This window comes from Malikia sp. (assembly GCF_028687635.1).
Classification (GTDB): Bacteria; Pseudomonadota; Gammaproteobacteria; order Burkholderiales; family Burkholderiaceae_C; genus Malikia.
This window is the reverse complement of record NZ_JAQTZS010000006.1, coordinates 14,743-38,935: the sequence shown is the minus strand read 5'-3', so window position 1 is coordinate 38,935 and position 24,193 is coordinate 14,743. Positions and strand designations below refer to the sequence as shown.

25 protein-coding genes and 1 tRNA gene are annotated in these 24,193 nt (G+C 64.9%); 10 read left to right on the top strand and 16 right to left on the bottom strand.

What is annotated here, in order from left to right; translation table 11 throughout:
- Nucleotides 1-65 precede the first annotated feature (65 nt).
- Nucleotides 66-1,328, top strand: coding sequence for a cyanophycinase (locus tag PHR85_RS05920; protein ID WP_300051717.1), 1,263 nt, complete (start codon nt 66-68; stop codon nt 1,326-1,328).
- A 20-nt stretch (nt 1,329-1,348) separates the two neighbouring features.
- Here PHR85_RS05920 and PHR85_RS05915 read toward each other — a convergent pair whose 3' ends face one another.
- The 7 genes from PHR85_RS05915 to PHR85_RS05885 form a co-directional block, all read right to left on the bottom strand.
- Nucleotides 1,349-1,711 (bottom strand): translation initiation factor Sui1, encoded by a 363-nt coding sequence (locus PHR85_RS05915; RefSeq protein WP_300051714.1) that lies wholly within the window; start codon nt 1,709-1,711, stop codon nt 1,349-1,351.
- A gap of 112 nt (nt 1,712-1,823) precedes the next feature.
- Nucleotides 1,824-2,141, bottom strand: a complete 318-nt coding sequence (locus PHR85_RS05910; protein ID WP_300051711.1) for a c-type cytochrome — start codon at nt 2,139-2,141, stop codon at nt 1,824-1,826.
- A 62-nt stretch (nt 2,142-2,203) separates the two neighbouring features.
- Complete coding sequence (locus tag PHR85_RS05905; RefSeq protein ID WP_300051708.1) at nt 2,204-2,701, bottom strand: Rrf2 family transcriptional regulator; 498 nt, start codon at nt 2,699-2,701, stop codon at nt 2,204-2,206.
- A 134-nt stretch (nt 2,702-2,835) separates the two neighbouring features.
- On the bottom strand, nt 2,836-3,402 hold the full coding sequence (locus tag PHR85_RS05900; protein WP_300051705.1) for a hypothetical protein: 567 nt from the start codon (nt 3,400-3,402) through the stop codon (nt 2,836-2,838).
- A 55-nt stretch (nt 3,403-3,457) separates the two neighbouring features.
- On the bottom strand, nt 3,458-4,090 hold the full coding sequence (gene plsY / locus PHR85_RS05895; RefSeq protein ID WP_300051703.1) for a glycerol-3-phosphate 1-O-acyltransferase PlsY: 633 nt from the start codon (nt 4,088-4,090) through the stop codon (nt 3,458-3,460).
- Between the two features lie 30 nt (nt 4,091-4,120).
- On the bottom strand, nt 4,121-5,182 hold the full coding sequence (locus PHR85_RS05890) for an aldo/keto reductase (RefSeq protein ID WP_300051701.1): 1,062 nt from the start codon (nt 5,180-5,182) through the stop codon (nt 4,121-4,123).
- Nucleotides 5,183-5,234: 52 nt separating this feature from the next.
- Complete coding sequence (locus PHR85_RS05885) at nt 5,235-6,326, bottom strand: transposase (RefSeq protein WP_300051699.1); 1,092 nt, start codon at nt 6,324-6,326, stop codon at nt 5,235-5,237.
- A 152-nt stretch (nt 6,327-6,478) separates the two neighbouring features.
- Here PHR85_RS05885 and PHR85_RS05880 point away from each other — a divergent pair, with 152 nt between their 5' ends.
- The 5 genes from PHR85_RS05880 to PHR85_RS05860 all read left to right on the top strand — a co-directional run bounded on the left by PHR85_RS05880 (nt 6,479) and on the right by PHR85_RS05860 (nt 12,507).
- A complete protein-coding gene (locus PHR85_RS05880) occupies nt 6,479-7,435 on the top strand; it encodes an alpha/beta hydrolase (protein ID WP_300051696.1) in 957 nt (318 codons plus the stop codon).
- Between the two features lie 75 nt (nt 7,436-7,510).
- Nucleotides 7,511-8,615, top strand: a protein-coding gene (gene prfB, locus PHR85_RS05875) for a peptide chain release factor 2 (protein WP_300051693.1) whose coding sequence is annotated in 2 segments (ribosomal slippage) — nt 7,511-7,591 and nt 7,593-8,615 — 1,104 coding nt in all. Because the reading frame shifts where the segments join, the coding sequence is not laid out codon by codon here.
- Between the two features lie 3 nt (nt 8,616-8,618).
- A complete protein-coding gene (gene pepN, locus PHR85_RS05870; protein ID WP_300051690.1) occupies nt 8,619-11,282 on the top strand; it encodes an aminopeptidase N in 2,664 nt (887 codons plus the stop codon).
- A gap of 23 nt (nt 11,283-11,305) precedes the next feature.
- A complete protein-coding gene (locus PHR85_RS05865) occupies nt 11,306-12,337 on the top strand; it encodes a class 1 fructose-bisphosphatase (RefSeq protein WP_300051689.1) in 1,032 nt (343 codons plus the stop codon).
- Between the two features lie 94 nt (nt 12,338-12,431).
- Nucleotides 12,432-12,507: transfer RNA gene (locus PHR85_RS05860), tRNA-Thr, on the top strand.
- A gap of 707 nt (nt 12,508-13,214) precedes the next feature.
- Here the strand turns inward: PHR85_RS05860 and PHR85_RS05855 are convergent.
- The 8 genes from PHR85_RS05855 to PHR85_RS05820 form a co-directional block, all read right to left on the bottom strand.
- A complete protein-coding gene (locus tag PHR85_RS05855; protein ID WP_300051686.1) occupies nt 13,215-13,493 on the bottom strand; it encodes an HGGxSTG domain-containing protein in 279 nt (92 codons plus the stop codon).
- Between the two features lie 35 nt (nt 13,494-13,528).
- A complete protein-coding gene (locus PHR85_RS05850; RefSeq protein WP_300051684.1) occupies nt 13,529-14,110 on the bottom strand; it encodes a hypothetical protein in 582 nt (193 codons plus the stop codon).
- The gene (locus PHR85_RS05845) at nt 14,107-15,720 is read right to left on the bottom strand and encodes a YfjI family protein (protein ID WP_300051680.1); all 1,614 of its coding nucleotides are present in this window, start codon (nt 15,718-15,720) and stop codon (nt 14,107-14,109) included. Before PHR85_RS05845 ends, PHR85_RS05850 begins: the two co-directional genes overlap by 4 nt.
- A complete protein-coding gene (locus tag PHR85_RS05840; protein ID WP_300051676.1) occupies nt 15,717-16,181 on the bottom strand; it encodes a CHC2 zinc finger domain-containing protein in 465 nt (154 codons plus the stop codon). The genes PHR85_RS05845 and PHR85_RS05840 overlap by 4 nt, the downstream gene beginning before the upstream one ends.
- Nucleotides 16,178-16,744, bottom strand: coding sequence for a hypothetical protein (locus PHR85_RS05835; RefSeq protein WP_300051674.1), 567 nt, complete (start codon nt 16,742-16,744; stop codon nt 16,178-16,180). The genes PHR85_RS05840 and PHR85_RS05835 overlap by 4 nt, the downstream gene beginning before the upstream one ends.
- On the bottom strand, nt 16,741-16,977 hold the full coding sequence (locus tag PHR85_RS05830; RefSeq protein ID WP_300051671.1) for a DNA-binding protein: 237 nt from the start codon (nt 16,975-16,977) through the stop codon (nt 16,741-16,743). Before PHR85_RS05830 ends, PHR85_RS05835 begins: the two co-directional genes overlap by 4 nt.
- Nucleotides 16,978-17,058: 81 nt before the next feature.
- Nucleotides 17,059-17,949, bottom strand: coding sequence for a hypothetical protein (locus PHR85_RS05825; protein ID WP_300051669.1), 891 nt, complete (start codon nt 17,947-17,949; stop codon nt 17,059-17,061).
- A gap of 98 nt (nt 17,950-18,047) precedes the next feature.
- A complete protein-coding gene (locus PHR85_RS05820; RefSeq protein ID WP_300051666.1) occupies nt 18,048-19,367 on the bottom strand; it encodes an integrase family protein in 1,320 nt (439 codons plus the stop codon).
- 418 nt (nt 19,368-19,785) lie between these two features.
- On the opposite strand from PHR85_RS05820, the gene PHR85_RS15220 reads away from it, so the two are divergent.
- Both PHR85_RS15220 and PHR85_RS05815 read left to right on the top strand, forming a co-directional pair.
- Nucleotides 19,786-20,052, top strand: a complete 267-nt coding sequence (locus PHR85_RS15220; RefSeq protein ID WP_367278707.1) for an Arm DNA-binding domain-containing protein — start codon at nt 19,786-19,788, stop codon at nt 20,050-20,052.
- Nucleotides 19,940-20,821, top strand: coding sequence for a tyrosine-type recombinase/integrase (locus tag PHR85_RS05815; protein WP_300051663.1), 882 nt, complete (start codon nt 19,940-19,942; stop codon nt 20,819-20,821). Before PHR85_RS15220 ends, PHR85_RS05815 begins: the two co-directional genes overlap by 113 nt.
- 537 nt (nt 20,822-21,358) lie before the next feature.
- Here PHR85_RS05815 and PHR85_RS05810 read toward each other — a convergent pair.
- Nucleotides 21,359-22,825, bottom strand: coding sequence for a DASS family sodium-coupled anion symporter (locus PHR85_RS05810; RefSeq protein WP_300051660.1), 1,467 nt, complete (start codon nt 22,823-22,825; stop codon nt 21,359-21,361).
- A gap of 114 nt (nt 22,826-22,939) precedes the next feature.
- Between PHR85_RS05810 and PHR85_RS05805 the strand changes: the two genes are divergently transcribed.
- On the top strand, nt 22,940-23,290 hold the full coding sequence (locus tag PHR85_RS05805; RefSeq protein ID WP_300051657.1) for a hypothetical protein: 351 nt from the start codon (nt 22,940-22,942) through the stop codon (nt 23,288-23,290).
- A 172-nt stretch (nt 23,291-23,462) separates the two neighbouring features.
- Nucleotides 23,463-24,155 carry an SOS response-associated peptidase gene (locus tag PHR85_RS05800; protein ID WP_300051655.1) on the top strand — a complete coding sequence of 231 codons (693 nt, stop codon included), beginning with the start codon at nt 23,463-23,465 and terminating at the stop codon, nt 24,153-24,155.
- The last annotated feature ends 38 nt before the right edge of the window (nt 24,156-24,193 follow it).

The following is a 24,193-nucleotide window of genomic DNA, read 5'->3' as shown; positions in this document are numbered from 1 at the left end:
CAGGCATGACAAACAGGAAAAGGACGGCCCGATCGAACCAGCCGGGAATCAGCTCGAACGGATGCTTGACCAGCTGCCTGCTGGCGCTGGCGGGCTTGACACTGGTGCCGGCGGCAGCCAGCGCTGGCGACTGGACCAGCAAGGACGGCTACCTCTACTACAGCACGCCCTCGACTCCCGCACCGGACCAGCGGATCGACCTCAAGGACAAGGCCAACACGCCATCCTTCGTGCTGATGGGTGGCGGACCCGACGTCGACCAGGCTTTCCGCTGGATGATAGAGCGCGCCGGCGTGCGCCCCGCTGCAGCCGGCAAACCGGCCACCGGCGGGCGCTTCGTCATCGTGCGCGCGCGCGGCGCCGACGGCTACAACCCCTACATCTACTACAGCAACGCATCCCTGCAGACCGATCAGCCCGCGACCGACGACTGGGTCGGCGGCGCCCAGCTGGGCTTGAGCTCGGTTGAAACGCTGGTGATCCCGAACCGGGCGGCGGCCAACAGCGACTTCGTGAATCAGGTTGTCCGCTCGGCCAACGCGGTCTTCATCGCGGGCGGCGACCAGAGTGACTACATCCGGGACTGGAAGCGCAGCGCTCTCGAAGCGAGCCTGCTGGAACTGATGAAGAACCAGGTGCCGATCGGCGGCACCAGCGCCGGACTGGCGGTGCTGGGGCAGTTCGACTTCGCCGCGCTCAGGGGCACGGTCAGCTCCACCCAGGCACTGGCCGATCCCTACAACAAGTACATGACGCTGGACCCGGACCCCTTGACATTGACACAGTACGTAGCCGATGACGTCAGCACGAAAGGCGCCGGCTTCCTGACGCCAGCGCCCCTGTTCAACATCGTGTTCGACAGCCATCTGGACAGCCGCGACCGCCTGGGCCGACTCGTGACCTTCGTGGCGCGCCAGATCGGCGGCGGCAGCTGGGGCAATGGCTGCCCCGGCGGCATCCTCAACCCCGGCATGGCGCCCAAACCCAGCCAGACCGACCTCTACGCGCGCGGCATCGGCCTGTCGGTCGAGACGGCGCTGCTGGTCGCACCCAACGGGAATGGCCAGCTGATCGCGCAACGGGTCACCAACGCCAACAACCAGGACAGCGCCAGCAAGGCCTTCTTCGTCTCGACCAGCCAGGCTCCCGGCCAGTGCGCGGCGGGGCTGCCGTTGTCGATCAAGGCGGTCGACATCGTGCAGGCCGACGCCAACGCTCCGACCTTCAACCTCTCGACCTGGAGCGGCGACGGCCAGCAGATCAAGCTGGAAGTGAAAAACGGCGTCATGACGCCCGACGGCGCCACCTTCTACTCCGCCCAACCCTGAAGACCAGCAGGTGGCTGGCTTCAGCCGCCGCTGCGCTTGACCTTGAAGCCCTCGGCCTGCAGGAAGGCGACCACCTTGTCGCAGTGGTCGCCCTGCACCTCGATCTGGCCGTCCTTGACCGTGCCACCACTGCCGCAGGCGGCCTTGAGCCGCTTGGCCAACAGCGCCAGCGCCTCGGCGTCGAGCGCCAGGCCGCGCGCGATCGTGACAGCCTTGCCGCCGCGTCCCTTGGTCTCGCGCTGCACGCGCGCGATGCCGTCGCCAGCGGGAAGCGCGCGCTGGCTGGCGCACTGGCAGTCCGCCACGGGCTGGCGGCAGGCGGGACACATGCGACCGCTGTCGGTCGAATAGACCAGGCCGCCGAGTTCACGCAAAGATTTCATGTCCAATTCGGATACTGATGCAGGACGGTATTGTCCTGCCATGAGGAGCGCGCAAAAAAACCGCTGCGGTGGAACGCTCCACGGCGGCGGTTTTCAGTCGGAACAGGTCCGATCAGGACTTCAGGATGGTCTGGATGGCCAGCTTGAGATCGGCGTCGTTGATCTTCTCCGGGCCGTTGGCGGGCATCGGGATCGGGCCCCAGACGCCAGCGCCGCCCTTGCGGACTTTTTCCGACAGCTTGGCCATGGCGTCACCCTGGCCCTTGTACTTGGCGGCGATGTCCTGGAAGGACGGGCCGACCAGCTTCTTGTCCTTGGCGTGGCAAGCCATGCAGCCGCTCTTGTTCAGCGCGTCTTCGGCCGGGCCGGCCTGGGCGGTCAGTGCGGTGCCGGCGATCAGCGCGGCTGCCAGGATGTTGAGCTTGTTCATGTGAACTCCTTGCTTGAAAATTCCGGCTGGATACCCGCCTCTCGACGGACGGTCTGCCTTGATCAGTATACGTCTTGCTGGATGTTGCAGACGTTGAAATGACCGGTCGCCAGGACCGGCAGCGACACGACCTGAGTCTTCGACCTGGGCCTGACGGGCAGGATCAGGTCGGCCACCGTGGCATCGTCGAGCACGGCGAGGTAGGCCGACATGGCATCGGAGAGCACGCTCTTGAGCCGGCAGTGGCCGACGATGCGGCAACTGTTGCTGCCCGCATCAAAGCATTCGACCAGATTGAAATCGGTTTCGGTCATCCGCACCACATCGCCGATCCGGATCTGGTCAGCGGGCTTGAGCAGGCGCAGACCGCCACCGCGACCCCGCGTGGTCTCCAGCAAGCCGGCAGCCGCGAGCGTCATCGCGATCTTGGTCAGGTGGCTGCGCGAGATGCCGTGCGCCTCGGCGATCTCACCGACGGTGGGTGCACGTGGACGCTCCTGGTGGATGGCGCAGTACATCAGCATGCGCAGGCTGTAATCGGTCCACTGTGTCAGACGCATGGCATCTACCTGGTCAGGAAGCGGGCGGTTCGCCCAAGATGGACGAAATACACCAAAGAAACTAGTAACTTGATGGCATTATAACCGCACAATTATCATTGCGTATGATTATTATTGCTTTGGTCTGAGGCGACTCAGCGCCCGTAGCCTGACTGGGGGTAGCCCGACCGCGTATAGCCGGCAGGGGCATAGCCCGAGGGCGGACGCGGCACGATCGGCGTGATCTGCAGTTGCACGTACTGGCCCGGGTCGCTTGGCATCTGGGCGCTGTACTGCTTGCCGCCGAACTCGTAGACCACGTTGTAGGCACTGACGTGGCTCTCGTAGACGGTCTGCGGGTAGCAACGCCTGACCATCTGGGTCTCGGGAGGCGCCTCGCCCTCGATGCTGTTGCCCAGGATCGCGCCGCCGAACAGGCCCAGCGCGGTGGCCGCGGCATTGCCGCTGCCCTTGCCGATCGCGTTGCCGATCGCACCGCCTGCGAGGCCGCCCATCAGCGCGCCGGCGCCGGACTTCTGGCCGCCGCGCGTGACGGCCTCGTCCTGACAGACCTGGCGCGTGACGGGCACCTGCTGCATGACCGGGGTACTGCTGACGACATGCGCCATTTCCTGCTGCGCCTGAGCCGGCAAGCCAGTCAGGAGGGCGACGGAAAAGGCGGCTACGCCGGCCAGCCGGGCGAATTTGATTGGTTGCTTCATATGAAACCTGGGAAAACTTCATTTCCGGCGTGCCACGGCACGCCCAGGATGGCAATCACTTCTTGCTGCCGATCTTGCTTTCCTGGCCCGCGATCAGGCGCGTGATGTTGCCACGGTGGCGCCACAGCAGCAGCAGGCTCATGAGCGTGACGGCCAGCGCGACCGACGGGCTGCCGTACCAGGCCCAGCTCTCGCCGCTGACCAGCACATAGAAGCCGGGCGCGAACAGCGCCGCGACGACGGCCGCCAGCGAGGAATAGCGCAGCACCAGCGCCACGAACAGCCAGCTGCCGAGCGTGGCCAGGCCCAGCAGGGGCTCGAAGCCGATCAGCACGCCAGCGGCGGTCGCCACGCCCTTGCCGCCCTTGAAATGGAAGAAGACCGGAAACAGGTGGCCCAGGAAGGCCGCCATGCCGACCAGCGCCAGCGCACCGTCACCCAGACCCCAGCTCACCCCCCAGTGCGACACGACCCAGACCGGCAGCCAGCCCTTGGCGCCGTCGAGCAGCAGGGTCGCGATCGCCGCCTTCTTGCTGCCCGAGCGCAGCACATTGGTCGCGCCGGGGTTCTTGCTGCCGTAGCTGCGCGGGTCGTTCAGGCCCATGACACGGCTGACGATCACGGCAAAGGAGAGCGAGCCGATCAGGTAGGCTGCCAAGACGACGGCCAGGGTAGTCAAATCAAACATGCGTTATCCAGGATAGAAGGTGGGCGGGACTCAGGCAGCGGGGTCGCGCTGCTCCCAGCGGATCTGGTCGATCGCCTGCAGCAGCTCAGGAGCCAGCGTGGTGCCCCAGGCGTCGAGGCATTCGTCGAGCTGGGCCAGCGTGGTCACGCCGATGATGGTGCTGGCGACCTGCCACTTGGTGTAGCAGAAGGCCAGCGCCAGCTGCGTCGGGGTGAGGCCACGCTCGCGCGCCAGCGCGTTGTAGCGCCGCGCCGCAGCCAGCGAATCAGCCCGGCCCCAGCGCTGCTTGCGCATCGACTCGTAGCGCGCCATGCGACCATCGGGCGCGGTGGGCGACTCGAAACCGCTCGCATCATACTTGCCGCTCAACAGGCCAAAGCCCAGCGGCGAATAGGCCAGCAGCGACACGCCCAGGCGGTGCAGGGTCTCGTCGAGCCCGTTCTCGACCGTGCGGTTGATCAGGCAGTAGGGATTCTGCACCGTGGCCACGCGCGGCAGGCCATGCTGCTCGGCCAGGCGCACGAACTCATGCACGCCGTAGGGCGTCTCGTTGGACAGGCCGATCGCGCGCACCTTGCCAGCGCGCACCAACTCGGCCAGGGCTTCGAGCTGCTCGTGGATCGAGGCGCAAGGGGTTTCCTTGGCCGGGTCGTAGTAGATCTGGCCGAAGGCAGGCACCTGGCGCGCCGGCCAGTGGATCTGGTACAGATCGATGAAGTCGGTCCGCAGCCGGCGCAAGCTGCCATCACAGGCGGCCAGGATCTCGGCATGGGTCAGGCAGGACTGCTCGCCGCGGATCCAGGGCATGCCGCGCGAGGGACCGGCGACCTTGGTCGCCAGCACGATGCGCTCGCGCGCGCCGGGACGACTGGCCAGCCAGTGGCCGACGATGGTCTCGGTCGCGCCGCAGGTCTCGGCGCGCGCCGGCACCGCGTACATCTCGGCGGTGTCGATGAAATTGATGCCGCGCTCAAGCGCGCGGTCGAGAATGGCGTGGCTGTCGGCCTCGCCGACCTGCTCGCCAAAGGTCATGGTGCCCAGGCAGATCGGGGTCACGCGCAGCTCGCTCGCGCCCAGTGGAATCAGATTCATGGTGGTGCTCATTTGTCTCTTGCTCGGCCGATTTTTTGACATCCTCCCCGCCCTAAAGGGCGGGGATTCCTGCTGCCAGACGGCGATGCCCCGCCGCGAGAATGTTCCTGGCCGCGTTCACGTCCCGGTCGTGGACCGTCGCGCACTGGCTGCAAGACCATTCTCTTATTCGCAAACCCGCCCTACCTTTCGGACTGCTGGCGGGGATGGCCCTGCAGCACGAGCAAGTCTGGGTGGAATACGCTTCGTTCACTACCTCGAAGACGATACCGGCCTGATGGCTCTTGTACTCCAACATCGTCTTGAACATGGACCAGCCCGCGTCGAGCGTGGACTTGGCCATTCTTGTCTTGACCAGCTTGGCGCTGGCCACGTCGCCCACGAAGATGGCGGCGTGCTCTTTCACCAGGGCGGTGCTGAACTGGTGCAGCGCGTCCTTGCGCTGGTTGGCGATCCTGGCGTGGATGGCCTTGACGCGGCGTTTCTTTCTCGCCCGCTGGGCGGTGGCGAGCTTGGCCTCATGTGCCCGGTACCAGCGACCTTCCAGCTTGAGCCCGTCCGAGGTGGTGGCGCAGTCCTTGAGCCCCAGGTCGATGCCGACGCTGGCCGTAGGCCCCGGCAGGCACGGACCGACGAGTTCCGGGATCTCGACGGCGACGTTCAAGTACCAGCGGCCCCGGCTGTCCTCGCTGAACGAACCGCTGCGGAGTTCGTGGTCCGCCAGGCCGTGGCTGTCCCAGAGGCTGAAATGCTGGCCGGCGAACTGGATCCGACCGGCCTTGTAGCGGGCGTGACCGATCTTGAACGGAATCCAGCCCAGCGAATACTTGGACGATTTCGGATTCGAGACGCGCCAGTTCAGGCGTGAGCGTTTGAACGGCCTGCGCCGGGTGGCGTATTCTGCGCAGACCACCTGCACGGTGCCACTGCCGATGGCGATGCCGTCGCACTGGCTGAAGCCGGCCGTGAGCTTTTGCAGGTCGTAGCCGGAGAGGTAGCGTGGTTGGCCAGCGAATGGCCGTGCGGCCTTGGACGATACCGCGTTGATGTGGTTCCAGACCTGATTGACCTCGCGCGCCATCTGACGCAACAAGCGAGCGTGCTTGTCCTTGATGCGCAGCTGCAAGGTCTTGGTCGTGTTCACGGCGAACATCATAGGGCATGGGACCGCGCGGCGGACCACGGGCCGTGCCGGCCTGATCGCTCGAACCTCGGACTGAACCCCGAGGCTTGCCGCTCAGATTGGGTCACGAGGCCGGAATGGCAGATGCCGTGCCAGCCGCAATAATCGGTCACATGTACCAGGCCATCCGTCCTTCCCGCAGCCAATTCATCAACATCCGACAGCAGCGCTACCACGTCCGAACCTGGGGCGAGTACCGCCCGGGCACAGTGCCACTGGTGCTGCTGCACGGCTGGATGGACGTCTCGGCCTCGTTCCAGTTCGTGGTCGACGCCCTGTCGCGCGAGCGCTTCATCATCGCGCCCGACTGGCGCGGCTTTGGCCTCACGCGAGCGCTGGCAGCCGGACCGGAAGTCACCGACTACGGCCCCGCCGACCATTACCTGTCACCGGCCGAATACCTGGCTGATCTCGACTTCCTGCTCGACGCGCTCGATGCCGAGCTCGGCCGCGGCAGTGGCGAGGCCATCGACCTAGTCGGTCACAGCATGGGCGGCAACGTCGTGATGGTCTATGCCGGCGTGCGGCCCCAGCGCGTGCGCCGCCTGATCAACCTGGAAGGCTTCGGCCTGCCCGCCACCAGACCGGCGCAGGCGGCCAGCCGCTATGCGAGCTGGATCGACCAGCTCAAGTCGCTCGATCGCGGCAAGCTGGCCATGCCGCGCTACGATGAGCTAGAAGGCGTGGCGCAGCGTCTGATCAAGACCAACCCGCGACTCGATCCCGCCAAGGCGCGCTGGCTGGCCCGGCATTGGTCGGCACAGGACGCCGAGGGTCGCTGGCAGCTCCTGGGCGATGCAGCGCACAAGGTGGTCAATCCCCACCTATACCACGCCGACGAGGTGCAGGCGATCTGGCGCTTCATCACGGCGCCAACGCTGATGGTCGAGGCCTCGGACGACAGCCTGGCGCGCTGGTTCAAGCCCGGCCAATACACGCTGGAGGAATTCCATCAGCGGCTGACCGCCGTGCCCGACTGCCGCCGCGCGCGGGTCGAGGATGCCGGCCACATGCTGCACCACGATCAGCCGGCCGCCGTGGCGCGGCTGATCGAGGACTTCCTCGACTGAAATGCCACGCACCCGCAACGGCCAAGGCCGTGAGAAAATCGGCCGTTTTGACAGATTACAAAGAGATTCAAGATCATGGAAGCCGAACGCCTCAACGCCATCTCCGCCCGCCTCGCCGACCTGAGCTCGCGCGTGATCGAGCTACGGGGGTATCTTTGACTACGATCACAAGGCCCTGAAGCTGACCGAGGTCAACAGCGCGCTCGAAGACCCGACCGTCTGGAACAACCCCAAGCGGGCCCAGGACCTGGGCAAGGAAAAGAAGTCGCTCGAAGACGTCGTGATCGTGCTCGACCGCTTGACGGGCGAACTCGCCGACAACGGCGAACTGTTCGAGATGTCCAAGGAAGAAGGTGACGACGACGGCCTCGAAGCCATCGAGGGTGAAGCCGGCAAGCTGGCGGCCGAAGTCGAGAAGCTCGAATTCCGCCGCATGTTCAACCAGGAGGCCGACCCGCTCAACTGCTTCCTCGACATCCAGGCCGGCGCCGGCGGCACCGAGGCCTGCGACTGGGCCAGCATGCTGCTGCGCCAGTACACCCGCTACGGCGAGCGCAAGGGCTTCAAGGTCACGGTCGAGGACCTGGCCGACGGCGACACCGCCGGCATCAAGAGCGCCACCATCAAGATCGAGGGCGAATACGCCTACGGCCTGCTGCGCACCGAGACCGGCGTGCACCGCCTGGTGCGCAAGTCGCCCTTCGACAGCTCGGGCGGGCGCCACACCTCGTTCGCCTCGGTGTTCGTCTACCCCGAGATCGACGACTCGGTCGAGATCAACATCAACCCGGCCGATGTGCGCATCGACACCTACCGCGCGTCCGGCGCCGGCGGCCAGCACATCAACAAGACCGACTCGGCGGTGCGCCTGACCCACATGCCGACCGGCATCGTGGTGCAGTCGCAGGACAGCCGCAGCCAGCACAGCAACCGCGACCTGGCTTGGGGCCGGCTGCGCTCCAAGCTCTACGACTACGAGATGCGCAAGCGCATGGAAGAGCAGCAAAAGCTCGAGGACACCAAGACCGACGTGGGCTGGGGCCACCAGATCCGCAGCTATGTGCTGGACAACAGCCGCATCAAGGACCTGCGCACCAACGTCGAGATCTCGGCCACCCAGAAGGTGCTCGACGGCGACCTGGACGCATTCATCGAAGCTTCTCTGAAACAAGGCGTTTGACCCATGAGCTCACTGCGTGAAGGCAACACCCCGGTGGTGAAGCGCGAAGACTACGCCGCTCCGGCGTACTTCGTCGATACGGTCGACCTGTGCTTCGACCTCGACCCGGCCAAGACCCGCGTCCTCAACAAGATGCGGCTGCGGCGCAACCCGGCCGTGGCGGCCCAACCGCTGCGGCTCGACGGCGAGGAGCTCAACCTGGCGCGCGTGCTGGTTGACGGCGCGGGCTGCAGCTTCAAGCTGGAAGGCAACCAGCTGGTGCTGGAGAAGCTGCCCGAGGGCGACCAGCCCTTCGAGCTCGAAATCTTCACCACCTGCGCCCCGGCCAGGAACAGCAAGCTGATGGGCCTGTATGTCAGCCAGGGCACCTTCTTCACGCAGTGCGAGGCCGAGGGGTTCCGGCGCATCACCTACTTCCTGGACCGTCCGGACGTGATGGCCAGCTACACCGTGACGCTGCGTGCCGACCAGGCCACCTACCCGGTGCTGCTGTCCAACGGCAACCTGGTCGAACAGGGCGAGCTGGAAGACGGTCGCCATTTCGCGAAATGGGTCGACCCGCACAAGAAGCCCTGCTACCTGTTCGCGCTGGTGGCGGGACAGCTGGTGTCGCGCGAGCAGCGCATCACCAGCCGCAGCGGCGGCGAACACCTGCTGCAGGTCTACGTGCGCCCGGGCGACCTCGACAAGACCGAGCACGCGATGAACTCGCTGATGGCCAGCATCGCCTGGGACGAGGCGCGCTTCGGCCTGCCGCTGGATCTGGAACGCTTCATGATCGTCGCCACCAGCGACTTCAACATGGGCGCGATGGAGAACAAGGGCCTCAACATCTTCAACACCAAGTACGTGCTGGCCAATCCAGCCACCGCGACCGATACCGACTACGCCGGCATCGAATCGGTGGTGGGCCACGAGTACTTCCACAACTGGACCGGCAACCGCGTGACCTGCCGCGACTGGTTCCAGCTCAGCCTGAAGGAAGGGCTGACGGTGTTCCGTGACCAGGAATTCAGCATGGACATGGCCGGCAGCGCGTCGGCCCGCGCGGTCAAGCGCATCGAGGACGTGCGCGTGCTGCGCAGCGCCCAGTTCCCCGAGGACGCCGGCCCGATGGCGCACCCGGTGCGCCCCGACCAGTACGCCGAGATCAACAACTTCTACACCGTCACGATCTACGAGAAGGGGGCCGAGGTCGTGCGCATGCAGCAGACCCTGGTCGGGCGCGAAGGCTTCGCGCGCGGCATGAAGCTGTACTTCGAGCGCCATGACGGCCAGGCCGTGACCTGCGACGATTTCGCGCAGGCCATCGCCGACGCCAACCCCGACAGCGAGCTGGCCCGCCTGCTGCCGCAGTTCAAGCGCTGGTACGCCCAGGCCGGCACGCCGCGCCTGCACGCCAGCGGATCGTACGATGCCGAGGCGCGCCGCTACACCCTGACGCTGGGCCAGAGCTGCCCCGCCACCCCCGGCCAGCCGGCCAAGGAAGCCTTCGTGATTCCGGTCGCGCTGGGCCTGCTCGACGCGCAGGGCCGCGAGATCGAAGGCAGCGCCCGCACCGTGGTGCTCAGCGAAACCAGCCAGATCGTCGTCTTCGACGGCGTGGACGCCGAGCCTGTGCCGTCGATCCTGCGCGGATTCAGCGCGCCAGTCGTGCTGGAACACGACTACAGCGATACGCAACTGCTGACGCTGCTGGCCCATGACAACGACCCGTTCAACCGCTGGGAAGCTGGCCAGCGCCTGGCGCTGCGCCGCGCGCTCGCCGCCGTGCAGTCGCAAGACGCCGTGCACCAGCCGCTGGACCGTGCCTACCTCGACGCGATGCGCGCCGTGCTGGGCGCACCGGCTCTCGATGCCGCCTTCAAGGAGCTGGTGCTGACGCTGCCGGGCGAGACCTACATCGCCGAGCAGCTCGCCGTGGTCGACCCGCAGCGCATCCACGCGGTGCGCGAAGCGATGCGCGAGCAGCTGGCGCACGCACTGCACGACGACTGGGTGCACGCCTTCGAGGCCCACCAGGACAACGGAGCGTTCCGCCCCGATCCGGTTTCGAGCGGGCGCCGTGCCCTGGCCGGCCTGGCGCTGAGCATGCTGTGCCTGGCCGCCCGCGAGAACGGCAACCCGGTCTGGCCCGGCAAGGCACTGCAGCGCTTCAAGGACGCCGGCAACATGACCGACCGCTTCCACGCGCTGTCGGCGCTGGTCGGCAGCGGTCACGCGCTGGCCGCGCAGGCGCTGGAGCGCTTCCACGCCCTGTTCAAGGGCGAGGAACTGGTGCTCGACAAGTGGTTCGCGCTGCAGGCCGGCGCCGGTGACCGCGGCGGCAACATCCTGCCATTGGTCAAGCAGCTGCTGACCCACCCCGACTTCCACCCGCGCAACCCGAATCGCGCGCGCAGCCTGATCTTCAGCTACTGCAACGCCAACCCGGGCGCCTTCCACCGCGCCGATGCGGCCGGCTACCGGTTCTGGAGCGAGCGCGTGATCGAGATCGACGCCTTCAACCCGCAGGTCGCCGCCCGCCTGGCGCGCGCACTCGACCGCTGGAAGAAGCTGGCCGAACCCTACCGCAGCGCCGCGCGCGAGGCCATCGCTCGCGTCGCCGCCAAGGCCGAACTCAGCAACGACGTGCGCGAAGTCATCACGCGCGCACTGGCCGACTGACACCCACCAGGAAACTATCCGACATGAGCAACAAGATCTCCCTGACCCGCTATCTGGTCGAACAGCAGCGTGAACACGGCCTCATCCCGCCCGAACTGCGCCTGCTGATCGAAATCGTCGCACGCGCCTGCAAGCGCATCGCGATTCAAGTCAACAAGGGCGCTCTGGGCGAAATCATGGGCAGCGCCGAGAGCGAGAACGTCCAGGGCGAAGTCCAGAAGAAGCTCGACATCATCGCCAACGAGGTGCTGATCGACGCCAACGAATGGGGCGGCCACCTGGCCGCGATGGCCTCCGAGGAAATGGAAACCATCCATGTGGTGCCCAACCGCTATCCGCAAGGCGAATACCTGCTGATGTTCGATCCGCTCGACGGCAGCAGCAACATCGACGTCAACGTCTCGATCGGTACCATCTTCTCGGTGCTGAAGAAACCCAACGACAAGCCGGATGCGATCGAGCCGGTCGCGGAAAGCGATTTCCGGCAGCCCGGCAGCCAGCAGGTCGCGGCCGGCTACTGCGTCTATGGTCCGCAGACCACGCTGGTGCTGACCGTGGGCAACGGCGTCGTGATGTTCACGCTCGACCGCGAACAGGGCAGCTGGGTCATGACCGCCGACCAGGTCCGCGTTCCCGAGGACACCAAGGAATTCGCGATCAACATGAGCAACATGCGCCACTGGGACACCCCGGTCAAGCGCTATGTCGACGAATGCCTGGCCGGCCAGGAAGGTCCGCGCGGCAAGGACTTCAACATGCGCTGGATCGCCTCCATGGTGGCCGACGTGCACCGCATCCTGAGCCGTGGCGGCGTCTTCATGTACCCCTGGGACAAGCGCGAGCCCAACAAGCCGGGCAAGCTGCGCCTGATGTACGAGGCCAACCCGATGAGCTGGCTGATCGAGCAGGCCGGCGGCGCGGCGACCAATGGCCGCCAGCGCATCTTGGACATCCAGCCGACCGAGCTGCACCAGCGCGTGAGCGTGGTGCTGGGCTCGAAGCACGAAGTCGAGCGCATCACCGCCTACCACCTGGAAGCCGACGCGACCAAGTGAGCAGAAACTGTGGGGCGACCCAGGCGCCGCGCCGAAAAACAGCTCGTAAAGCCGCTATAATCTGCGGCTGTGACGGCGCAACGCTGTCATGTGTGCCGGTGTAGCTCAGTCGGTAGAGCAGCTCATTCGTAATGAGAAGGTCGAGGGTTCGATTCCTTTCTCCGGCACCAATAGAATCAACGGCTTAGCCCAGCTTTCGAGCTGGGCTTTTTCGTTTCCGGGTTTGCTTGTAGGCAATCTGTAGGCAAGTTGGGCAAATGCCAGCATCAGGAACAGCGCCAGCACCACCCCAAAACCTCCCCACTCGGGCGCTCGACCCTTGCCTAAACCTTGGCAGTCCAGCGGTTTGACCGCATCCACCAATTGAAAAACAGGCCCTTGAAAAGGTCGCCAGTAGCCAGCGTCGAAAACGCCGGAAACACAAGTGTTCACAAGTGGGTGGTGCGGGCCGGTGTCAGGTTTTGACAGGTAGTCAGCCCCTGAACCCTTAGCTAAACCTTAGCAGTCCACCAGCTTGACCAGGGCGCGGGCTTTGCGGGGAAACCCTCGTACCTTTCGTACTTACTCGGGCCGGCCTGGGTGCGTAGCTTGCGTAGAAACCCGGCGCGGGCCAGTGTTGCGCTTGGTGTTTACTTTGTTGCGAAACGTGCGAAACCCGGGCGCGTGCAGCGGTTTCGGGCGTAACTTGGGCCGTAACTTTTGCCGGGCCGCTGCGGGCCTCAGACGATGCGGGGCGTCCCTGCATCCGGCCTGCTCTTGCAGGGCGTGGGACCAGCTCGACCGGCACCAGGAACGAAAAACCCGGCGCGGGGCCGGGTCGGGTGCCGGTAGGGCGGGCGGACGGCCAAACCTCAAGTTTTGTCAGGCTCTCACGGGGTCAGTTCTTGCCCTTGTGCTTCCTGCCGTTGTCCGCCATCTTGGCGCGGCCCTCGGGTGTCGTGGGGCCGGTACTCAGTCCGCCGTGCAGCTTGCAGCGGCCATTGCTGTAGATGCCTGTCAGCTTGCAGGGCGTGCCCGCTCGGGTCTTGGCCCCGCAGGCCAGCCCGCGCAGTACGTCGGGCAGCGGTGGATACCCTGCCGTCGTTCCGGCATCCCGCGCCGCATACCAGCCGCGCCAGTAGTCCCGCCACAGTTTGCGTTTCTGATCGTCGTTCATCGTCAAACCTTAACTTTTACCAACCTCTCACGGGGTCAGCTTCGACCAAATGCCGCGCATCGTTGCAGGGTCAGCGCCAGATCACGCGCCAGCCCTTGCGCCGCTACGTCAGCGGCTCGCCAATTACCGCAGCGCCAGCGGCCCGCGCCGTGAAGGTGGGCGCATTCCAGGCATAGGCGGCGGTCGTCGCCTTCACGGTCACGGATAACCAGCTTGTCAGCCAGCCGTTCGCCATCCTCAAGCTTCACGCCCTTGTCAGTGAACCGCGCCAGCCGCGCCGTAAAGGTGTCGATTTCGCGGGAGTTCATCGCGGGACTGTGCAGCCAGCACCAGCGGTCGGGGTCTGCCGCTGGCGCTGCATCGTTGACCGCTTCGGCCCCGGCCTTGCTGGGTCTGCCCTCCCCCTCGATTTTTTGAAAAGGTGCAGCGGGGGACGCTACAAAACCTACGAAACCCGGATCGCCTCCCCTTTCGTTTTTTGAAATAGTGGCCCGGGAGGACGCTACGAAACCTACAAAACCCACCTTTTCCACCCCTTCCAGGGGTTTCGTAGGTTTTGTAGCGTAGGTGTCGGGGCTCTTTTCAGATTTCAGCCTTGCCAGCCAGCGCCCCATCATTGCCCCCGTTTCAACAGTTGCGGGTGGATCAGATAGCGCTCACTGGGTCTGCCGCCTGTCGCGCTACTGGGCATGGCCTCACGCTCTAGCCATCCGTAATCAGCCAGCAAGTCGGCGGCCTTGCGTACTGGCTCCACCGCGCCCAGCCCGGCCCAATGCTTGACGGCAACCTGTCGGGGGGTGAAGCCATCCAACAGCACGCCGTCGGAATCGGTCAGCTTGCCCGCCTTGATCTTCGTCAGCAATGCTTGCGCGCCGGCCGTCTCAGGGATCACGGCCGCTGAATACAAGCGTTCGGCATGCGTGCGCAGGTAGTCAGCCCAAGCCAGTGCGCGCAGCAGCTCGGCGTCATGAATCACGCCGTCGCTGTCTGGCGTGTCCACCAGGGCGAACACCAGCGCCAGCGCGGGCACTAGCTTGCGGTACTTGCTCAAGTGCGAGACAAGCGCCGGGTGGAGTTCATCGCCGCGAATCTCAGTCTCGAAGGGCTCGGCCCACTCCCAGTAAAGCGCCTGGGCCTCGGGCGTGAAGCGCCATGCCTGGGGCTGGGTGTCGCTGGCCGGTTGCAGTTGCTTCAGTCGCTCGAAAACCGCCCAAGCCGCCTGTTTGGCTTGCGTGTCGGGCCACTGGTCAACCTTGTGGAACTCGCGCGCAATGTCGGGCCAAACGGCCAGCCCGAACCGTTGCAATAGGCCGTCATCGCTGGCGCCGCCTGCCACTGCTTCCCTGACGTAGCTTTGCACCTTGCCAGGCTGGATACCGCCCAGCATCGCCAGACACACACGGGACACATAGGATTCACCCCGCCCGATCCGGTCCACGGCATAGCCCTGGTTGCCGTCGTAGCCCGTCAGATAGAAGCCGCGCGCGCCCTCTTGCCCTTGCTTGTCCATGCTGCATAGCAGGCCGTGCAGCTCGTCGCGGTACACCAGCAGCCCCCAGGGGTTGACGGTCAGCATGTCGGCCAGCTTTTCCACGGTGGCATCGTTGACCACATAGCGCCTTGCCTTGGGCTCGGTGGGTGCGTCCGCTGGCTGCAACAGCGCTCGCGCCTGGGCCGGGTCTTTTGCCGCCACCCTCGCGGCTGTCTTCTCGTTCGCCTTCGCGGCCAGCTCTGCCACTTTGCAATCCAGTTCCCACGCCTCATGCGCCATCTTCCATACCTCACGCTCGGTGGCTTCCAGGCGGTCAAGGGGTGCCATCGTTTGTGACAATGCCGGGCTTTTCATAACGCCAGGGCGACCCACGACAAGGCCCCACAGATTCGGAGTCACTGTCCAATCGTCGCGCTCCTTGGGCTTGACCACGGCGCGCGCACCGATCAGGCTGGAAATCGCCACCAACACCCCCACGGCAGTGAAGTCAGGGGGGCATTGCATGCGGTGGGCAATGTCTGCCACCCAGCCGCGCAGCGCCTCGGGCAACAATTCAGCGTCAAACGGTGCCACGGGTGGCAACCCATCGGGCAAGGGGACCGGCTCAGGCCATGTGCCAGACATACCCGGCAAGGCGCTTTCCAGCCCTTCAGGCGCATCGGGCAGGGCGGGGAATACCTCGGCATCCAATTGCGCCGCCATCGTCTCGTATTGATTCCAGTCGGTCGATGTCATGCGTAGTACCCCGTGATTCGGTTGATACGGCCGGCGCAGGTCATCAGCCGCGCCCGGTCTTCGTCGGTCAGCGCAACCCCGTGCGCGAGATTGCCCGCAGCGATAGCGGCCAAATTGCATTCAAAACCCAGCACTTCCAGCGCGGCGCGCGGCGACAGCGGCGCGGGCTTGTGCTGCGGCTGGGGCTTGCCGTCCTCGACCCAGGCCCCCAGGCGGCGCGCAGCCTCGACGAACTCCGAGCCGTTCAGCGCCATTTCGTAGGCCAGTACGTCACCGCCGCGCGCACCGCAGTTCATGCAGCAGAATGCGCCGCTGTAGACGTTGACGCGCATGGAATCGCTGCCGCCGTGGAAGGTGCAGGCGGTCGTCTTCCATTTGGCGGATCGAGGACCGCGCAGGCGCATGCCTTGGGCTTCGTAGTAGCTGGCCGCGTCGGGCAGCAGGTTGCGGTCGAAGCTCATGCCGCACCTCCTTGGGCTTGGGCAGCGCAAGCGCGCTTGAGCAGCGTTGCGGCGCGGATCACGCGGCCGGTCGCGCGTTGCAGGTCGGCAGCGGTGCCGGTGGGATCGCGCAGCATGGACAGCGCCAGGATCAGGGCGTCCTCGGCAGCGGCATACAGCGCAATGCGCTGGGGGTCGGTGGTATCCGGGGCGGACGGGTGAAGCGCAGCGCGGCGGCTGGCAGTGATAGGCGCGACAGCGCGCACCAGGGGGATTGCCTGGGTCATGGTCGGGACTCCTTTACGAGACTCGGAATCCACCGGCGGCGTTTCTACGCGCAGCGGGTGGGCATGGTGGTTAGAAACACGGGTAAAGCCGTGCGGGCGTCCTTGCGGATAGCCCCCACCATGCCCATAAACCATGCCAGCACGCGCAAGCGCGGGCCGGACCAATTCGGACATGACAAAACCCCGCTTGTCGGTGGGGGCTGCAACCGCTTTACCAAAGGTGTTTCTACGCACCGCGCCTTTCGGCTTGCGGCGATTATGGCATGGGCTGGCGCTCATGGCGGCTGCGTTGCTCATGCCACCCCCAGCACGCGCTTGAGGTCGGCAACAGGCCACGCAAGGCGGCCATTGACGCGAATGGGGCGGATAGGGCCGTCTTCGCGCATGGCCCACAGTCGCAAGGTTTGCTGCGCGCGGTGCAGGTGTCCGGCAGCCTCAGCGGTGGGGAGTGTTGCGCGGGCTTCTTGCGCCAGCGGGGTAAGTTGAATAGTTCTCTGCGCCATGTTTAAACCATTTGGTTTGTTGATCATGGCCAGATGATTTTCCGGTGGGTATCCTCCCCCGCAAGTGTCCCCGTATCCCCCAATTATGGGTATACCCAGGGCGGGCAATCAAGCGTTGGCTATTTCGCCACGATCTCGCAGCCTGTCCCATGACTTGACGAACTGCCGCCCTAACTCTGGAAACGGTGTTCCAGCCCTACCGACAAGGGCATTTCTGATAGCGGCCTTGATGCCCGGCTTCCCAGGTGGATTTTTCGGCAGTGCCTGCGGGTCATAACCCGCCTCACGAATGGCGCTCAGAATGGCGGCATCTTGTAGTTGGCTTGCCAATACCCTTTTTGCTGGCGCAGCCTGTACCGGCTCTGGGCTGGCCTGGGACACGGCCACAGCCGCTACGGGCGGGGCTGGCGTCTCTACTGGCTCAGGGAACCTATGCGGGCTTCCCATGCTTTCCAGCCATGCGTTTATGGCCTTGGCCGTTGTTGTCTCGCCATACCCTCCAAATATGCAATCCTCATCCTCATCTTGTGGGTTTATTTTCGTCAGGCGTTCATTGAAAAATTGAAGCTCTCCACTGAAAAAAGCCTCCCTCATATCCTTTGAGAAGCCTTCAGGCGGTATAGCTCGACCGTTAGAACCAGCGCATGATTCAGACAGGATTTCAGCCGCTTCTGAAAGCTCAAAGAATCCTTTATCCTGCCTCTCCATCTTGCTTTTAAAGCAATCCAGCACAAGCCAGACAGTCGCCACCCTATCGACTTGACCCTGCCTAAAAATCACCTCTGAATCAGACGGCAGCGCCAGCAATCCGGGGGGGATTTCTTGCGGCCACGCGACAAGCTCGAAACGCTGCAAGGTTTTCGCCTTGTCGGCGACCTCCTTTGTGTAAAGACCATCTGCCAAGTCGAATATGCAGGGCTTCAGATGCCCTGTTTCCACTAGCTCGGCGACCTCTGGCGAAACCTGCGGCAGATAAACGCGGGCTTGTACTTCTTTCATCTTGCACCCCTTCTCGGTGCCCTTCAATTAGGTGCCCAGGCGGGCGGGTGAAGGTGTCCCGCTTTTCGGTTCGCGGGCCTAGCCTGGGCAAAACTCAGTCAGGCGGCCTTCACCAGCGCCAACTTGCCCGGCTCGGTCTTTCGGTCGAACTGCACCCCGGCAAGGCTCAGAATGTGCGCTTCTATCTGCTCAAGGAACGGGCGCAGGGCGTCAACACTTCGCGGCCTGTAGCCTTCAGCGGTCGCGCTGGGCTTGTGCCCCATCACTTGCGCAATCGCCCCGGCAGGCGCTCCGGCAGACTCCCCCAGCAGCGAAAAGGAACGGCGCAGGCCGTGGAATGTCAGGTGGTCGATTCCGGCGCTTTGCAGGGCCTTGGCATGGCTGGCGCGGGCGTCAGTAATGCGGCCCGACTTGCTGGCGCTGGCGAACACATACGGCCCGACTCTGGGCAGACTTGCCAGCAGGTGCGCAAGGTACGGGGTCAGGGGCATGGTTCGGGTTGCGTCCACCTTGTCGGCAATCGTCAGCTTGCGCCATTGGAAATCCACGTTCTCCCAGGTCAGGGCGGCCAGTTCTTCACGTCGGGCACCTGTCAGCAGCAAGGCCCGCAGATAAGCGCTTGCGGTGCGGTTGCTCTGTTGCTCTACGCTAGTCCACCAGCCGGGCACCTGGGCGGCCTCTAGGGCATCTGTGCGGCGCGTGTTGCTGGGCAGGTTCTCCACAATGGCGGCGGCCTTGCCCGCGTCCCTGTCGGTCATGCCTCGATACTCGGGCCGGGCAGAACACCAGCGCAGGAAGCCCCGAAACATCATCAGGGCGCGGGCGGCTTGATGCTTGCCGGCCAGGGCTTCGCGGTCATGCCATGCCTTCAGCGTGTCCTCGTTCACTTGCGCCAGGGGCAGCGCCAGCAGCGGGAACAACGGCCCCGGTCGGGTCAGCCCCTGCCCTCGCTTCTTTGGCTCGCCACCTGGGGCGGCCATGTTCTGAAGGTCGGCCAGATAGCGCGGCTTGAATGCGTCCTTGCGCTTGGGGCGGCCTTCAATCAAATAGGTCGGCCACAGGTCGCCCACAGTCACGGCCTGGGCTTGGTCTTGCTGGCGCTTCGCTTCCTTGGCGGCCAGGGCTTCGCGCTCAAGCTCGCGGGGGTCTTGCCCGCTGTCCACCAGTTGCTTGAGTTCGGCGGCGCGCTTGCGGGCATCGCTCAGACTCCAATCAGCAGCGGTGCCGATATTGATTCGGACGGTGGCCCCGTTCAGCCTGCCCTCGAAGGCGTAGGTCTTGCGGCCTGTCGGGGTTGCCCGCAGCATCAACGACGGCGCTTCGGTGTCCCATAGGAAGGCTTGAGACTTCCCAGCCGGGCAGGCGAAGGACTCCACGCGGCCAGCGGTCAGGCGTATACGGCTTGGGGTTTGGGTCATTTGGGCTTCCTTGGCCTGTAGGCAGGCTGTAGGCAACTTGTAGGCAATCTGTAGGCAGATTCGACAAAAACAGGCGAATCCTCATCAACACTGAAAGCCTAAAAAGTTTCCCTATGTCGTTGATTTACATTGATTCTACCAACATACATCAACAGGCACAAATACCACTATCCCATCATTCGTAATGAGAAGGTCGAGGGTTCGATTCCTTTCTCCGGCACCACGCGAATAAACAAAGGCCCCCAAGGATCACCACTTGGGGGCCTTTTTCATTGGTGCGCAGGGGAGAGCATCCCCCAGGGACGCACAAAGACCCACATTGACAGCCACGAGCAAGCGGGGGAACATCCGGGGGAACGAAAGCCGATGTTCCCCCAAGAGCGGGGGAACAGGCGCAAACCCCCCCCTACCCTTCCCCATGCTGACCGAAGCCCACTGCAAAAACGCCACCTGCCCACCAGACAAAGCCCGTGCCCGGCTGGCTGATTCGGGCGGGCTGTACCTGGAAGTCTCCCCCAACGGATCACGGCGCTGGTTCTGGAAGTACCGCAAGGACGGCAAGGAGGGCCGGCTTGCGCTGGGAGCGCTATCCAGCCATCACCCTCAAGGCGGCACGGCAGGCGCGCGACGAGGCCAAGGCCAAGAAGACGGACGGCGTAGACCCGGTACAGGCCCGGCAGGTTGAGAAGCTGAAGGCCAGCATAGGCAGCGGCGACACCTTCGGGGAGACGGCGCGCGAGTGGCTGGAACGCAAGCGCCCAGGATGGAGCGCGACCCACTACGAACGCGAGCGGCGCAACGTCGAGAAGGATCTGATGCCCTGGCTGGGGCCGCGCAAGATCAGCGGCATTGAACCCGTCGAGCTGCTGGCAGTGGTGAAAAAGGTAGAGGACCGGGGATCACTGGAAGTGGCACACCGCGTGCTCATGACAGCGGGCGGCGTATGGGCCTATGCGCTGGCGACGGCGCGCGCGGATCGGATCATCACGCAAGGGCTGACCAAGGCGATGAAGCCGCACACGAAGAAGAACCTGCCCGCCATCACCGATCCGGTAGAGCTGGGGGAGCTGCTGCGCGCCAGTGATGCCTACAGGGGCGGCGCGATTGTCCGCGCGGCGCTGGCGCTGGCGCCGATGCTGTTTCAGCGGCCCGGCAACCTGCGCACGATGCGATGGACGGACCTAGACCTAGAGCGGGCACTGTGGAGCATCCCCAGCGAGGACATGAAGCGCACCAAGGCCGGGAAGGTCAACGGACAGCCCCACGTTGTCCCCCTACCCCGTCAAGCCGTGGCCCTGCTGCGCGAGCTGCACCCGCTGACAGGCGGCGGGGAGTGGGTATTCCCTGGCCTGCGCAACGCCAAGCGCCCATTGAGCGAGGCTGGGGTAAGTGCTGCCCTGGCCAGGGCAATCGCATTTACCCCCGGGGCTGTAGCCCGGCGCGATGGTCGATGATGGCGACTAACCCCATGGGGTATGTGAGCAGGCTGGCCCGCTGGTCGAGCGCCTGCACTTCGGTCCCGTTCCAACATGGCGTGAACTGTAGCGGCGATGGGCTGACGCTGCTGTTCCTGGCATGGCGGCGCTGATCCTGCGCGACTGGCGAGTACCAGGTCAAGTTCGAGGAGATTGGAAGGCTTCCGTTTGAAACGGAGGCAGTGGAACCCTTGCGGCGCAATGGTCGAGCTGCTGGAATGGCTCAAAGCTGATCCGTGCAAAGTTGGACGCATCGCCGCAAGGGGATGGTGAAACGCCAAGGGTTCAGGCAACCGGCTCAAGACTGAGCTGGTCGAGCTGGCGATCCCGGTTTCCACCCCGAAATGCGAGAAACCGAAGCCGACCTTCGCACCAACCGATCAGACAAAGCCTGTCAAGGATAATCACCTGACAGGCTTTTTCATTGGTGAATCAAGGCGCTTACCTTGCAGGAAGGCCCAGGGAGCTGCACTGGCAGCCAACCCGTCACGGGGGAACAGACCGGGGCACAAGCCCCTACCAGTAGCCGAGAAACGACCACCACAGCCCACCGACCACGACCCAGACGGCGAGGTTGACCACGCTCATGACCAGACCCGCCCACCACCATTGGCCCAGGGTCGTGTAGCCTGAGTTGAAGATGATCGGCGAGGTGCCGGTGGCATAGTGCGTCAGGGTCATCATGATGCTCGATGCCGCCGCCATGATCAGGGCAAAAACCATCGGCGGCGCGCCCAGGGCGATGCCGGCGGCGTAGAAGGCGCCAAACATGGCGGTGATATGCGCCGTGGTGCTGGCGAACATATAGTGGGCATACATATAGGCCAGCAGCAGCAACAGGCTGGACCAGATCCAGCCGATGCCGAGTTGCCGGATGCCGCCTTCCAGGCTGGTTGAAAGCCAGGCCACGATGCCCAGCTTGTTCAGGAAGGTGGCCATCATGACCAGGGCGGCGAACCAGGTGATCGTGTCCCAGGCGCCCTTCTCGGCCAGTACCTCATCCCAGGACAGCACGCCGGACACCAGCAACAGCGCCAGGCCGCTCACGGCAGCCGCCGTCGGATCAACGGCAAAGGCCTTGCCGAACACGAACTCCGGCACGCCCGCCCAGAGAAACAGCAGCCAGCCGAAAACGCCAAGCAGGATTTTTTCGCTCCGCTTGACCGGCCCCAGCTCGGCCAGCTTGCCGGTGGCGAAGTCGTGCGCGGCATGGGTATCGGTGATTTCGGGCGGGTAGAGCCTGGCCAGCACCAGCGGCATCAACAGGATGGCGACCAGTCCGGGCAGCAGCATGGCGATGGCCCAGGTGCCCCAAGACAGGCTGATCTGCGCGCCAGTGGCTTCGGCGACCAGCTTGACGACCAGCGGGTTGGGTGCCGTTGCCGTGATGAACATGGCGGAAGTGATCGGGTTGGCGTGGTAGTTGACCAGCGCCAGGTAACGGCCCATCCTGCCCTCGGTCTTCTGCTCCGGGGAGGAGCCGAAGCTGAGCGCGATCGACTTCATGATCGGGTGCATGATGCCCCCGCCGCGCGCCGTGTTGCTCGGCGTGACCGGCGCCAGCACCAGTTCCGACAGGCTCAGCGCGTAGCCGATGCCGATCGTCCTGCGGCCGAACAGCGCAATGAACCAGTAGCCGATGCGCGCGCCCAGGCCGGTCTTGATCAGCCCGCGCGAGATCATGATCGAGAGGCCGATCAGCCAGATCAGCGGATTGGCGAAGCCGCTCAGGGCATCGGCAATCGCGGTGCCCGGCTTGTCGCTGGTGACCCCGAGCAGGGCGACCAGCGCGATGCTGATCATGGCCAGGGCACCGATCGGCATCACCTTGCCGATGATGGCCGCGATGGTCCCCACGAACAGTGCGAGCAGATGCCAGGCCGCCGGTTTGACACCCGCCGGCACCGGGATGATGAACCAGATGATGAGCGCCAGGCCGATGGCTACGAGAGCAGGCCGGAGTTTGAATCCATTGTCACTCATGGCAGTCTTTCGTGAATTGCTGCAGATTTCCGGCCAACAGACCTCGCCCTTGCCCGGCAAATTCATTCTAGTCCAGGCCTTGGCGCCGAAGCGCAAGCACGGCACACTGACCGCATGGACATCACGACACACCTATCCCGCTTGATGCTGCCACTGGCTTGCGCGCTCGGTCTGGCGGCTTGTACCAATGAGCCGACGGAGGCCGACCTGCGGCAGGCCGTCGAGCGCCAGGTCGGCGCCCAGAATGCCTCGATGGAACAGCTGCTGGGCAAGGGACTGACGCAAGCGGCGCGCCAGTTCACCGGCGAGATCAAGGGCGTGCGCAAGATCGGCTGCCAGCCCGACGGCGAGCAGGCTTACCGCTGCGACGTCGAACTCGAAATCGAGCACCTGGGCACCCTGGCCAGGGAGCCGGCGAGCTACCGCTTCGTCAAGGGCAGCGAGGGCTGGATGGTGGCGCGGTAATCCCCAATCTGCGTGGTCAAAGCTGTGGACAACCCACCAAGTGGCTCGCTAACCCCTTGTCGCTGCTGGGCTTCGATGATCTGCCCATAAATCAGGCAGCCAGCCGACCTGAATGGCACCTGAAGCGAGCATTCGATGTTCGGCCAGCGAGCCGATGCGCTAGCATCGCCGCATGATCACCCACTACGAAAGCGTCCGGCTCGCGACGCTCTACACCGAAGCCTTCAACCTGTCGGCCCCCGACGTCCTCCCGGGGCGCGACATCTGGCCACGCCGACCGGGCGTATTCATCCGCAACCAGCCGGCGCCCGTCGATGCCGCCACCGCCGAGGCATCAGCCGCGCGCGAACTGGCGGTCGGCCAGTTTGGCCTGGCACCGGCCTGGGCCAAGTCCGCCTCCGACGCCAAGCTGCGCTCGTCCAAGCTGGTCAATGCCAAGCCGGATGCGGTCCCGGGCTCCAAGAACTTCGGCGCGGCCTGGTCGGAGTCGCGCCGCTGCATCGTGCCGATGATGGCCTTCTTCGTGGACAACTGGCGCACTGGCAAGGCGGTGCCGACCCGCATCGCGCGCGTCGATGGCAGACCCATGGGCGTGGCGGGTCTGTGGGAGCGCTGGGGCAAGGCCGAGGGCGATGCGGGCGACATGGGCGAATCCATCCTCAGCTTCACCCTGCTCACGGTCAGCGCCTACGGCCACGGCTTGATGCACCGCTACCAGCCGCCTGGCGCCGAGAAGCGCATGCCGGCCATCCTCAACGAAGGCGCCTACGACGCCTGGCTCAACGCCCCGCAGGGCAAGGCGATGGAGTTCATGCGCGCCTACCCGGCCAACTGGCTGACGGCCAATCCGGTCGAGCAAGGCTGAAGTCCGGCCAGACCCGGGCGGGGCAGCCGGGACTGAAA

Excerpts from the sequence above, each read along its gene's own strand:
- PHR85_RS05915 (WP_300051714.1), bottom strand. The coding sequence starts at position 1,711 with ATGAAATCTTTGCGTGAACTCGGCGGCCTGGTCTATTCGACCGACAGC.
- PHR85_RS05910 (WP_300051711.1), bottom strand. The coding sequence starts at position 2,141 with ATGAACAAGCTCAACATCCTGGCAGCCGCGCTGATCGCCGGCACCGCA.
- PHR85_RS05905 (WP_300051708.1), bottom strand. The coding sequence starts at position 2,701 with ATGCGTCTGACACAGTGGACCGATTACAGCCTGCGCATGCTGATGTAC.
- PHR85_RS05900 (WP_300051705.1), bottom strand. The coding sequence starts at position 3,402 with ATGAAGCAACCAATCAAATTCGCCCGGCTGGCCGGCGTAGCCGCCTTT.
- plsY (WP_300051703.1), bottom strand. The coding sequence starts at position 4,090 with ATGTTTGATTTGACTACCCTGGCCGTCGTCTTGGCAGCCTACCTGATC.
- PHR85_RS05890 (WP_300051701.1), bottom strand. The coding sequence starts at position 5,182 with ATGAATCTGATTCCACTGGGCGCGAGCGAGCTGCGCGTGACCCCGATC.
- PHR85_RS05880 (WP_300051696.1), top strand. The coding sequence starts at position 6,479 with ATGTACCAGGCCATCCGTCCTTCCCGCAGCCAATTCATCAACATCCGA.
- pepN (WP_300051690.1), top strand. The coding sequence starts at position 8,619 with ATGAGCTCACTGCGTGAAGGCAACACCCCGGTGGTGAAGCGCGAAGAC.
- PHR85_RS05865 (WP_300051689.1), top strand. The coding sequence starts at position 11,306 with ATGAGCAACAAGATCTCCCTGACCCGCTATCTGGTCGAACAGCAGCGT.
- PHR85_RS05855 (WP_300051686.1), bottom strand. The coding sequence starts at position 13,493 with ATGAACGACGATCAGAAACGCAAACTGTGGCGGGACTACTGGCGCGGC.
- PHR85_RS05850 (WP_300051684.1), bottom strand. The coding sequence starts at position 14,110 with ATGATGGGGCGCTGGCTGGCAAGGCTGAAATCTGAAAAGAGCCCCGAC.
- PHR85_RS05845 (WP_300051680.1), bottom strand. The coding sequence starts at position 15,720 with ATGACATCGACCGACTGGAATCAATACGAGACGATGGCGGCGCAATTG.
- PHR85_RS05840 (WP_300051676.1), bottom strand. The coding sequence starts at position 16,181 with ATGAGCTTCGACCGCAACCTGCTGCCCGACGCGGCCAGCTACTACGAA.
- PHR85_RS05835 (WP_300051674.1), bottom strand. The coding sequence starts at position 16,744 with ATGAGCAACGCAGCCGCCATGAGCGCCAGCCCATGCCATAATCGCCGC.
- PHR85_RS05830 (WP_300051671.1), bottom strand. The coding sequence starts at position 16,977 with ATGATCAACAAACCAAATGGTTTAAACATGGCGCAGAGAACTATTCAA.
- PHR85_RS05825 (WP_300051669.1), bottom strand. The coding sequence starts at position 17,949 with ATGAAAGAAGTACAAGCCCGCGTTTATCTGCCGCAGGTTTCGCCAGAG.
- PHR85_RS05820 (WP_300051666.1), bottom strand. The coding sequence starts at position 19,367 with ATGACCCAAACCCCAAGCCGTATACGCCTGACCGCTGGCCGCGTGGAG.
- PHR85_RS15220 (WP_367278707.1), top strand. The coding sequence starts at position 19,786 with ATGCTGACCGAAGCCCACTGCAAAAACGCCACCTGCCCACCAGACAAA.
- PHR85_RS05810 (WP_300051660.1), bottom strand. The coding sequence starts at position 22,825 with ATGAGTGACAATGGATTCAAACTCCGGCCTGCTCTCGTAGCCATCGGC.
- PHR85_RS05805 (WP_300051657.1), top strand. The coding sequence starts at position 22,940 with ATGGACATCACGACACACCTATCCCGCTTGATGCTGCCACTGGCTTGC.
- PHR85_RS05800 (WP_300051655.1), top strand. The coding sequence starts at position 23,463 with ATGATCACCCACTACGAAAGCGTCCGGCTCGCGACGCTCTACACCGAA.